Source organism: Streptomyces sp. NPDC044106, assembly GCF_056433985.1.
The window spans coordinates 492,636-504,634 of the sequence record NZ_JBWKFZ010000004.1; the positions used below are offsets into that span (position 1 = coordinate 492,636).

Consider the following 11,999-nt stretch of genomic DNA (forward strand, 5'->3'; position numbering starts at 1 on the left):
CCCCGAGGGCCCCACCTGCGGATTCGTCACTCCAAGGCTGCTCGCAAGTCCAACCGCTTGACGTCGAGCTTGCGGTAGACGCGGGTCAGGTGCTGCTCCACGGTGCTGATCGTGACGCACAGCCTCCGGGAGATCTCGCGGTTGGTGAGCCCGTCGGCGGCCAGCTCGGCCACCCGGCGTTCCGCGCCCGACAGTTCCGTGTCCGAGCCGACCCCTTCGGCGTCCGGGCCGTGGCTCCCGGGAGGTGCCGTGGCCTCGGTGACCGTGACCGGGGCCGGGGCGCTGCCCCAGCGCCGGGCCAGGAGCTGCGCCTTGCGGGTCAGCAGCCGGGCGCGTTCCGCCTCGCCCCGTTCGCGTACGGCGATGCTCTGGTCCGCGACGGCACGTGCCAGTTCGAAGGTGTCGCCGCTGTCGTGGAGTACCGCCACGGCCTCGTCCAGGAGCTCGGCACGTACCGGAGCGGGGGACGTGGCCGCCCGCAGGCGCAGCGTCATGCCCCGGGTGCGGCCGCCCGCCGGGGCGGGCAACGTCAGGTGGTCGTCGATGAGCTGGCGGGCCAGGAGCGATTCGCCGAGGGCCAGGTACGCTTCGGCGGCGCCGAGTCGCCACGGTTCCAGTGCGGGCAGGTCCACGCCCCAGCTGCTCATCCGCGTCCCGCAGGCGTAGAAGTCGCACAAGGCCGCGTAGTAGCAGCCGGTGGCGAGATGGTAGCGGCCCCGCGCCGCCAGGTAGTGCAGGCCCGGCCGGGTCTGGAAAACGGCCTGCGGTACGGGCCGTTCCAGCAGGGCCGCCGCCCCGTCCACGTCACCCAGGGCCAACCTCGCGTGTACCGCTGCCGCCAGCGGGAGCCCGATCGCGGCGCCCCAGCCCTTGGTTCCGAGCAGGGCGAGGGCGGCTCCGGCGCGCTGTTCCGCCGCCGCCGGGTCGCCCTGTCGCAGATGGATCAGGGCACGCCACGCGGTGAACAGCGCCAACCATGTGGGGCTGTTGCGCTCAGCCGCCTGGGCGAGGAGGCCGTCGCACCAGGCCGCCGCGCGGTGCGGCCGGTCGCGGTAGGTGAGGGCGGCCAGGGCGGCGGTCTGGACCGCGACCGTACGAGGCCCGAGCCGGTAACGGTTCAGGGCGCGCTCGGCGGCGTCGACGGCATCCTGTTCGCCGCCGTGCAGCAGTTCGTTCATGAGCGTGCCCGCGCCCTGCAGCTCGGGAGTGAGCGCGGGCGGGGCGGAGCGCTGCGAGGACGGGAGGCCGGAGCCGAGGCGCTTTTTGACGTGCCCGGGGTAGAGGTAGGCGCCCCATAGCCAGGGGGTGTCGAGGTCCGCGGCGTTCATCGGAGGGGGGCCGGCCGGGTTGGGGTTCGGGTCGATGCCGTGGCGCGTACCTCTGCCCATGCCCGTACCCGTATCCGTATCCGTACCGGTGAGCGTGCCCATGCCGGTGAGCGTGCCGATGGCGTCCAGTCCTTCCTCGACGCGCCCGTGCCACAGGAGGTGGGTGGGGAGGGACGGCGGCGGGAGTGGGAGCGGGAGCGGGGTGCAGGCAGGGGCGGTGTCCGGAGCGGTCGTGGTGGGGTCGGGGAGGTGCCGCAGTACTTTCGCGGGGTCCAGGCGCCACTCCGCGTCGGCGAGCGCGCCGACGATCGCGGAGCGCTGCGCCGCGCTGCGGCACAGCTGGTGGGCGGCGCGCAGGTAGCCGACGCCGGTCTCCACTTGGTCGCTCTCCAGCGCGAGTTGGGACGCTTCTTGCAGGACGGGAACCACCCAGGGGCTGTCCGACCGGTCGGCGGCCATGAGGTGGGCCGCCACCTCGGTGGCCGGTGCGCCCTCCTCGTGCAGGAGATCCGCCACCCGGCCGTGCAGGGCGCCCCGCTCCTCGGGCACCATGCCGTCCAATACCGCGGCGCCGAACGCCGGGTGGCACAGGCGGCCATCGTGCAGCACTTCCGCGCTGGTCAGCTGGTGCGCGGCCCGCGCGACGGACGCCGCGTCCACGTCGAGGAGCCGCCCGACCAGCGCGGGTTCGGCAGCACGCTCGCCCAACGCCGCGACGGCCCGGGCGACGTCCGGGACCGGTGCCTCGTGCCGATGGAGGAAGCTGAGGACCGCGCGCCCGTACGCCTCCCCGGCGCCGCCCATCGTTCGGTGGTCGTCGGCCAGCGCATGGACGAGGAGCGGGTGGCCGGCGCTCATGCCGTGGACCGCGGGCGTCAGGTCCTCTGCCGTCCGTTCGTCCAGGTGCCGGGCGAGTACGGCCTCCACCCCAGCCTTCGACAGGGGTTCGAGCCGGATGCGGCGCAGGGCGGGCTCATGCAGGAACTCGCTGGTGAGCAGGGCGTTCGGCGCCTTCTGGTGGACGTACTCGGTGAACACGACATGCAGCCGCGCCGACCGCAGCCGACGGACCACGTACAGCAGACACCGCAGCGACGCCCCGTCGCTGTGGTGCGCGTCGTCGACGGTGATCACGACGGGCCGCCGTTCGTCCAGCAGGTTCCGCAGCTCGTCGCACAGCCCGCGCAGGAGGGGCGCGGCAGGCAGTGGGGCATCGCCGGGTCCCGGGTTCGCCGCGTCCGCGCGGGCGTTGGCGTTGGCGTTCGTGTTCGCGCCCGCGTTCGGCTTCGTGTTCGTGTTGACGTCGTCGAGTCGGGCCAGGGCGCGTTCGGCGCTGGCGGCGGGCAGGCCGGGGCTGTGCAGCAGCTGTTCCAGGATGCCGAACGGCAGGTCGCGCTCGGCACGGCAGGCGGTGGCCGTCAGCACCAGGGCGTCGGGGCCGAGGCGCTCCGTCCACGCACGGAGAAGCGCGGTCTTCCCCGTACCCACGACGCCGGTGACCAGCGTCAGGCTGCCGCGCGCGTCCGGCGGGCCGTCGAAGGCACGCTGCAGGGCGGCCAGTTCCCGGGAACGCTCCACGAGGCCGGTCCCGGCCTCCCCCAGGGCGCCCGTCACGCCGTGCCCCACTCACGGTCGATCAGCGCGAACATGTCGTCGGCGCTCGCCGCCGCCAGGTCGTCGCTCTCGCCCTCGCCCTCGTCCCCGTCCTGCGTGTCGTCGGCTTCCCCGGTCGCCCCGGTGACGTCGGACTGCTTCCACAGCAGGGCCCGTAGGCGCCGGACCAGCCCCGTGCGGCGCGGATCGTCCACCGCGAGTCCCGCGAGAGTCGCCTCCAGCTCGTCCAGGTGTCCGGCGACCGGTAGCTCACCCGCGCCGCCGTCGGGCAGGATCCTGTCCAGCAGGTGTTCGGCGAGGGCGCGAGGCGTCGGGTAGTCGTAGACCATCGTGGCGGGCAGCCGCAGCCCGGTGGCGGTACGCAGCCGGTTGCGCAGCTCCACGACCACGAGTGAGTCGAAACCCAGGTCCTTGAAGGCCTTCTCCGGTTCGACCCCCTGCCCCGGCTCGTACCGCAGGACGGCGGCCACCTGCTCACGCACCAGGTTCAGGAGTACACCGGCCCGCTCGCGCGCGGGCAGGGCGGACAGATCGCGGCGGAGCACCGCGCCGTTCTCCGCTCCCTCGGTGCTGTCCGAGGCCGCGTCGAGGATCCGCACGGCCGCGGGGACCGTGTCGAGCAGTCGGGTGGGGCGGGCGAGCGTGAACAGCGGCGCGAATCGTTCCCACTCGATATCGGCGATCAGCGTGTGCCCCTTGCCGCTGTCGAGCACGGCGTGCAGCGCGCCGAGCGCCAACTGTGGCTCCAGCGGCGGCAGTCCCTGTCGCCGGGACAGTCCCGTGGCCTCGCGCGCGGACTCTCCGTCGTCCGGCAGGTCCCAGATGCCCCAGCCCACGGACACCGTCCGGGGGCCTTCGCCGCCGTGGCGCTGCGCCAGCGCGTCGAGGTAGGCGTTGGCTGCGGCGTACGCGCCGTGTTCCCTGCTGCCGAGCGCGGCTGCCACGGAGGAGAAGTAGATGACGGTCTCCACCATGGCCTTGGCCGTGCCTGTCTCTGTGTCCGTCTCCCTGTCCGCGGGCGTGCTCGTGTCCGCGGGCGTGCCCGTGACCGCTGGGTGCGGTGCCCGGCGCGCGAGTTCGCCCAGCTCCACGGCGGCCGATGCGGCCTCGCCGAGTTCCTCGGGGGTGATCTCCGCCAGCGGTGTGAGCCGGCCGGGCAGCGAGGTGTGGATGACGGTCCGTACCGGCACGTCGTCCGGCAGCTCGGCGAGTGCCCGCGCGACCACTCTCCCACCTCGGGACGGGTCACCTTCAAGCAGAGTCAACGTGGTGCCGTACTGGGCGAGTTCAGCCGCGAGGCTGCCGCCGTCCCTCCGAGTGCCCTCGGAATCCGTGTCCAGGAGTACGACGTGTTCGGCGCCGGACGCGGCGAGCCACCGTACGACCTGATCCGCCAGATGGCCGACGCCGCCCGTGACCAGGACGGCACCGTTCGGCCGCCAGTTGCCGGAGAGCTTCTCACCGGTGGTCGCATCGGGGACGATACGGCGACCGAGAACGCCACCGCGCCGAAGTGCGACCTGGTCCTCGCCGCTGTCGCCGCCCAGCACCGCGTACAACGCGCCCGCATCAAGCGTTTCGGGGTCCGCGGGCAGATCCAGCAGGCCGCCCCACAGCTCCGGGTGCTCCAGGGCCGCGACACGGCCGAGCCCCCAGACCGGGGCCTGCGCGGGAGCGACGACCGGGTCGTTGTCGCCGCACGAGACGGCGCCGCGGGTGGCACACCACAGGGGCACGTCGAGGCCCGCGTCCAATAGTCCCTGCACCAACGTCAGGGTGTCCGTCAGGCCACGGGTCGGTTGGTCTTCCCCGGCCCGGGTGTCCTCGCTGAGGCGGGCGGAAGCGTCCGAACCATCACCGAGGGCCAGCAAGGACAGCACTCCGGCGAGCGGTACGTCGTCCGGGAGTCCGGCCCGGTGCGACCGGATCAGGTCCGCGAGCTCCGCCCGCGCGGCGTCCGGGCCGACCTCCGCCAAGGTGACCGGCACGCCGGTCTTCTCCAGGGCCTTGGCGCATGTCTGCGGCCAGGGCCCGGCGCCGGTCGCGGGGACGACCAGCAGCCAGGCACCGGCGCCCGACGCGCCCCGAGATCCCGGCGCAGCGGGCAGGTCTGCGCGCTGCCAGTCGACTCGGTACCGCCACCTACCGACGATCGACCGCTCACGTCGCTCGCGCCGCCACGCGGACAGCGCCGGGAACACCGTCTCCAGAGCCGACCTGTGCCCGTCGTCCTTGAGGTGCAGGGTGTCGCAGAGCGCCTGGACGTCCGCCCCTTCGACCGCCGCCCAGAACCCGGCCTCCTCCCCGTCCTCGTGGAAGGCGGATGTCGGCGCCGCGATGTCCGCAAGCCAGAAGCGCCGCCCCTGGAAGGGGTAGGTGGGCAGGTCGACGATGCGGGGCTCGGGGTCGGACGGGAAGTACGCCGACCAGTCCACGGCGATCCCCGACGTGTGCAGCCGAGCCATGGCCTGCGCGAAGGCGACATCGTCCGGCTGGGCGGAATGGAGGGAAGCGGTGACGACCGGCTCCGGGGCGTCGTCATCGGCGAGCCCGTCGAGGGTGTGCTGGGCGGCGGTGGTCAGCACTGGGCTCGGACCAAGCTCGACGAACACCCCAGCCCGCTCCGCCACTTGGGCAATGGCGGGCTGGAAGAGGACAGGCTGACGCACATGGCGTGCCCAGTACTCCGGAGTGGTGATCTCCTCACCCGCTTCGCGCCCCGACACATTGCTGACCAGCGGAATCGAAGGCCGCCGGAACTCCACACCCCGCAACGCCTCGGTGAACTCCGCCAGCATCGGCTCCATCAGCACGGAATGGAACGCGTGACTGACGGACAAGGCCTTCGTCTTGCGACCCCACTCCCGCCACCGACCCGCCACACCCTCCACCTCATCCGACGGACCCGAAATCACCGTCGAATCAGGCGTGTTGACCGCCGCCACACTCACACGGGTGCCATCCAGCCCAGCAGACAACTCCTCCCGCGTCGCCTGCACCGCACACATCGCCCCACCCCCAGGCAACGCCCCCATCAACCGCGCCCGCACCCCCACCACACGACACGCATCCGGTAGCGAGAAGACCCCTGCCACATACGCAGCCGCCACCTCCCCAACCGAATGCCCAATCACCACATCCGGCTTCACACCGACCGACTCCCACAACCTGGCCAGCCCCACCTGCAACGCAAACAACCCCGCCTGCGTCCACATCGTGTGATCCAACCGCTCCACCGGACCACAGAACACAACCTCACGCAGCGAAGCCCCCAACTCAACGTCCAACAAGGCACACACCTCGTCGAACGCCTCCGCGAACACCGGGAACCGCCCATACAACCCGGCACCCATCCCCACCAACTGACTCCCCTGACCACTGAACAGCCAGACCGTGTCCCCGTTCACACGGGCGGGTGTCCGAGCGGCCGGGCCCGGGCCGATCAGCGCCGGATGGTGCTTCCCCGCCGCCAGCGCGCGCAGCGCGGCCACCGACTCGGCCCGTTCCGCGGCCACCACCACTGCCCGATGTTCATGCAGCGCACGAGTCCTCAGAAGTGACCAACCGATGTCCGTGGGGGACGCCAACTCCTGCCCGCCGTCGGCGCGTTCGGCCAGGGAGGCAGCCTGTGCGTACAGCGCCTCATGACCGCGGGCCGAGACCATCCACGGCACGGCGAAGGAGGCGGAGGCGCCGAGGGCTTCCGGACCACCCTGCATTCCCTGCACCCCATGCACCCCATCCGAGCCGTCCTCTGCGTCCGAGGGAGTGGGGGCCTGTTCCACGATCAGGTGGGCGTTGGTGCCGCTGATGCCGAAGGAGGAAACGCCCGCCCGGCGGGGGCGGTCGCCGCGGGGCCACGGCACGGGGTCGGTGAGCAGCCGCACTCCCCCGTCCTCCCAGTCCACGTGGGGTGTGGGCCGGTCGATGTGCAGGGAGGCGGGCAGTTCGCCGTGGCGCATCGCCATCACCATCTTGATGACGCCCGCAACGCCTGCGGCGGCCTGCGTGTGCCCGATGTTCGACTTCACGGAACCCAGCCACAGCGGCCGGTCGGCCGGCCGCTCCTTCCCGTACGTCGCCAGGAGCGCGTTGCCCTCGATGGGGTCGCCGAGCGTGGTGCCGGTGCCGTGGGCCTCCACGGCGTCGACGGAGTCGGGGGTGACGCGGGCGTTGGTCAGGGCCTGGCGGATCACGCGTTCCTGCGCGACGTCGTTGGGGGCGGTCAGGCCGTTGCTCGCGCCGTCCTGGTTGACCGCTGAGCCGCGTACGACACCGAGCACTCGGTGCCCGTTGCGGCGCGCGTCGGAGAGACGTTCCAGGAGGAGCAGGCCGACGCCCTCGGAGAAGCCGGTGCCGTCGGCGGCCTCGGCGAAGGGCTTGCACCGGCCGTCCGGCGCCAGGCCGCGCTGACGGGAGAACTCCACGAAGGCGGTGGGCGTGGACAGCACGGTCACGCCCCCCGCGAGAGCCAGACCGCAGTCGCCCTGCCGCAGCGCCTGGCAGGCGAGATGGATCGCCACCAGTGAGGCCGAGCACGCCGTGTCCAGCGTCACCGCCGGGCCCTGCAGACCGAAGGTGTAGGCGATGCGGCCGGATATGACGCTCGACAGGGTGCCCGTGGTCGCGTACCCCTCCACCTCCGGCGGCACCTGCTCGCCCGACATGTGGTCCTGGCTGGACACCCCCGCGTACACGCCGGTGAGCGTGTCCCTGAGCGTGGACGGATCGATCCCCGCCCGTTCGAACAGCTCCCAGGAGACTTCGAGCAGCACCCGCTGCTGCGGGTCGGCGGCGAGCGCCTCGCGCGGGTTGACGCCGAAGAAGTCGGCGTCGAAGCGCGCCGCGTCCCGCAGGAACCCGGCCTCCCGCACGTACGTCGTCCCCGGGTGGTCCGGATCGGGGTGGTAGAGGCCGGCCAGGTCCCACCCGCGGTCGGCGGGGAACTCCGTGATGCCGTCGCCGCGCGAGGCGACCAGGTCCCACAGTTGTTCGGGGGACGTCACACCGCCGGGGTAACGGCAGGCCATCGCGACGATGGCCACCGGTTCCCGCTGCCGCTCCTCCATATCGCGCAGTCGCTGGCGGGTCTGTCCGAGATCCGCCGTCACGCGCTTCAGATAGTGGCGAAGCTTGTCCTCCGTACCCGGCATGTCCTGCGTACCCGGCATGTCTTCTCCACTCCTGATCAAGAAGGCAGTTCTCGGTCGATCAGCTCGAAGAGTTCGTCGTCCGACGCGGAATCGAGGTCCCGGTTCTCGCCGGAGTCTCCGGCCTCGCCGGGTTCGCCGCCGGCGTCTCCAGCACGGCCCGCACCGACCGCATCGCCCCTGCCGCCTGCACCGCGCGCGGCGGTCGCTGCGTCGTCCAGGCGCCAGAGCAGGTTCTGCAGGCGTGTCACCAGGCGGTCGCGGATGTTCTCGTCGTGCGCATGACCCGTGATCACCGTCTCCAGTTTGTCCAGCTCGCCGAAGAGAGGGGCGGCCGGATCGGCCCCGGCGGGGCAGAGCTGCGTACGCAGTTCGTCGGCGATGGCCGCCGGGGTGGGGTGCCTGAAGATGAACGTGGCGGGCAGGCGCAGGCCCGTGGAGGCCGAGAGCCTGTTGCGCAGTTCGACGGCGGTGAGGGAGTCGAAGCCCAGGTCCTGGAAGGGGGCGTCGGCGCGTACGGCGTCGGGACCGGTGTGCCCGAGGACCGCTGCGGCGTGCGTCCGCACGAGGTCGAGCAGGGTGCGGTGCTGCTCGTCCGTGGTCAGCGCCGCCAGCTTGCCTGCCCAGTCGATGTCCTGCCGGACAGCGGCGGCCGTGGGCCTCGCGGAGCCTCGGGCGCCGGCGAAGGCACGCAGGATGGGGGGCAGGGAGGTGGCGGGCCGTCCCGCCAGGACGCGGGTGTCCAGGTCGGCGGCGACGAGGTGGGCGTGACCGTAGCGTCGGGCGGTGTCGAGGAGGGCCAGGCCGTGTTCGTTGGTCATGGCCTTGACGCCGATGCGGGTCATTCGGGCGATGTCGGTGGTGCTGAGGCCGCCGGTCATGCCGCGTGTCGTGCCGGTTGCCGTTGCACCGTCTGCCGCGCCGGTTGCCGTTGCACCGGCTGTCGCGCCGGTTGCGGTCGTGCCGTCTGTCGTGCCGGTGACGGTGGTGCCTGTCGCGCCGGTCTCCGTGGCGCCTGTCGTGCCGGTCGCGGTGGTGCCTGTCGTGCCACTTTCCGTGGCTTCGGTCATGCGGGTCATCTCGTCGGGCGGGGTCTCCCACAGGCCCCAGCCGACCGACAGTCCCGCCAGCCCTTGCGCCCTGCGGCGCTGCATCAACGCATCGCAATACCCGTTCGCCGCCGCATAGTTGGCCTGCCCAGGACTGCCCAGAGTGGCGGCAGCCGAGGAGAACACCACGAACAGACCCAGCCGCATCCCCCGCGTCGCCTCATCCAGATGCCGCGCCGCAGCCGCCTTCGCCGCCCACACCCGCGCCAGCCCCTGCGACGTCTGCGCCGTGACCACCGCGTCCTCCAGCACACCCGCCGCATGCACCACCCCGGTCAACGGATGCGACGGATCGGTCTTGCCCACCAGCTCCGCCACCGACCCCGCATCACCCACATCAGCAGCAACAACACTCACCTCAGCGCCTAGTTCACCAAGCCGCTGCACCAGTTCGCCACTGCCCGGAGCATCCGCACCCCGGCGACTGGCCAACAGCAGGTGCCGCACACCCCACTCCCGCACCAGATGCTCAGCCACCACCCGGCCCAGCACACCCGTACCACCGGTGATCAACACCGTGCCCTCCGGATCGAGGGCAGGCGGAACCTCCAGCACCAACTTCCCGGTGTGCTTGGCCTGGCTCATGAACCGGAACGCCTCCCGCGCCTCGTCCAGCGGCCAGGAACGTACCGGCAACGGTGCGAGGTCACCGGAGGCGAACCTCTCACCCAGTTCCCGCATCATGACCGCGATGCGGTCGGGCCCGGCATCGGTGACGAGGTCATAGACGGTGTACGTGACGCCCGGGTGCTGCGCGGCAACCTCTTCCGCGGTACGCAGATCGGTCTTGCCCATCTCCAGGAACCGACCACCATCACCGAGCAACCGCAGGGAAGCATCGATGAACTCACCGGCGAGACTGTTGAGTACGACATCCACACCCTCCCCACCCGTGGCCTGGCGGATCGCATCCTCAAAGGCAAGATCACGCGAAGACGCCCGATGGGCCGCATCAACACCCATCTCCTCCAGCACCCCATGCTTGGCCGGACTCGCCGTCGCGAAGACCTCCGCACCCAGATGACGGGCAACCTGCACCGCGGCCATCCCCACACCACCCGTACCGGCATGGATCAGCACCCGCTCACCAGCCTTCAAACCCGCCAGCTCCACCAACCCGTACCAAGCCGTCAGGTAGGCGACGGGCATACCGGCCGCCTCACGCATGGTCCAGCCCTGCGGGACCGGCGCGATCATCCGCGTATCCGCCACGGCCATCGGCCCGAAGGAGCCGTGGAGGACGCCCATGACGTGGTCGCCGACCGACACATGCGTGACGTCGGGGCCCACCTCCGTCACGACACCGGCGCCTTCGCCGCCCAGGCCGATCTGGCCCGGAACCATGCCGAGGCTGACGAGGACATCGCGGAAGTTGATGCCCGCGGCGTGGATGTCGAGGCGTACGCGGCCGGGACCCAGAGGTTCCAGGAGCTCCGGATAGGCGACCGGGGTCACGCTTTCCAGCGTCTCGGCGCTTCCCTTGTCCAGACGCCAGGCACGCTCGTCAGGCACCGTGGCCAGCGCGCCGCCGGTCGCACGGACGAGCCTGGGCACAAGTATGTCGTCGCCACGCAAGGCGAGTTGGGGCTCTTCGAGGCTTTCGACAGCCTGGCGCAGTACCGCCTGCGGCAGCTCGGCACCGCCGTCCGCGGCTACGTTGCCGTCGACGTCGAGCAGGACGAAGCGGCCCGGGTTCTCCGACTGTGCGCTGCGGACCAGACCCCACACCGCTGCCGCAGACGCGTCCACCTCCCCGACCCCGTCGAGAGTCACGGCACCCCGCGTCACCAACAGCAGACGGGACTGCGACAGCTCCGGGTCCGCGAGGAACTCCTGTACCAAGGACAAGACCCGCTCCACGACCGGCAGGCCGTCGGCGGCCGAGGATTCGACGGGCGCGAGCACCGCCCACGGCGCCTCACCGCCACCACCACCGGCACCGCCACCGCCCGCCCGCACCGCTTCGCCCAGAGCAGCCAGGTCAGCTGGGGTGGCATCACTCGTCAGCGTGATCCAGCTGCCGTCGCGTCGCGCGTCCGTCTGTGACAGCGGAAGCGGTAGCGTTGTCCACTCCACCGCGAACAGGCCATCGTCTGGGGCCTGTTCGGCTTGGAGCCGGCTGATGTCAGCCGGTCGCAGCGTCACCGATCCCACGCTCAGGACGCTCGTCCCGGTGGCGTCGGTGACCAGTACGCGCACTTCCCGCTCGGCTTCGTCGTGCTCCCCGGGCGACAGCCGTACGCGTACGGTGTCTGCGCCCGTGGCCCACAAGGCGACCTGGTTCCAGGCGAACGGCAGCCAGATCTCGTCGCCGCCCTGCGACTGCCCGCCCCAGTCGAGCAGCAGGGCGGGGTGGAGGGCGGCGTCGAGGAGGGCGGGGTGGATGCCGTAGCCGTCGTGGGCGCCGGCGGCTTCGGGCAGCGCCAGCTCGGCCAGCAGATCCTGACCGTCCCGCCACACCGCACGCAGCCCCTGGAACGCCGGGCCGTACGCATAGCCCGCGTCGGCCACCCGCTCGTAGAAGTCTGTTACGTCGACGGGTACGGCGCCGGTCACGGGCCACGTCCCGGCCAGCCTCTCGCTCATGGCGTCGGCTGTGTCGCGGTCAGGTTCGGGGGTGAGGGTGCCGGTGGCGTGGCACACCCAGCCACCCTCGCCGTCACCGCCACCGTCCACCACCGCCGTCGCCGCCGTCGTCGCGTGCAGGCCCGTATCGCCCTCAAGCCGGGTGAAGACCTGCACGCCACGACGCCCGTCACCGTCGGCCTCATCCACCACGACCTGCACCCGCAAACCAC

At 71.8% G+C, this 11,999-nt stretch carries 3 protein-coding genes; all 3 read right to left on the reverse strand.

Annotation, left to right across the window (positions count from 1 at the left end):
- Positions 1–26: 26 nt before the first annotated feature.
- Positions 27–2,942 (reverse strand): helix-turn-helix transcriptional regulator, encoded by a 2,916-nt coding sequence (locus AC07DI_RS09765; protein WP_478903434.1) that lies wholly within the window; start codon positions 2,940–2,942, stop codon positions 27–29.
- Positions 2,939–8,113 carry a type I polyketide synthase gene (locus tag AC07DI_RS09770; protein ID WP_478903436.1) on the reverse strand — a complete coding sequence of 1,725 codons (5,175 nt, stop codon included), beginning with the start codon at positions 8,111–8,113 and terminating at the stop codon, positions 2,939–2,941. Before AC07DI_RS09770 ends, AC07DI_RS09765 begins: the two co-directional genes overlap by 4 nt.
- Positions 8,114–8,130: 17 nt before the next feature.
- Positions 8,131–11,999: SDR family NAD(P)-dependent oxidoreductase (locus tag AC07DI_RS09775; protein ID WP_478903438.1), on the reverse strand; the 3,869-nt coding region annotated here is incomplete at its 5' end.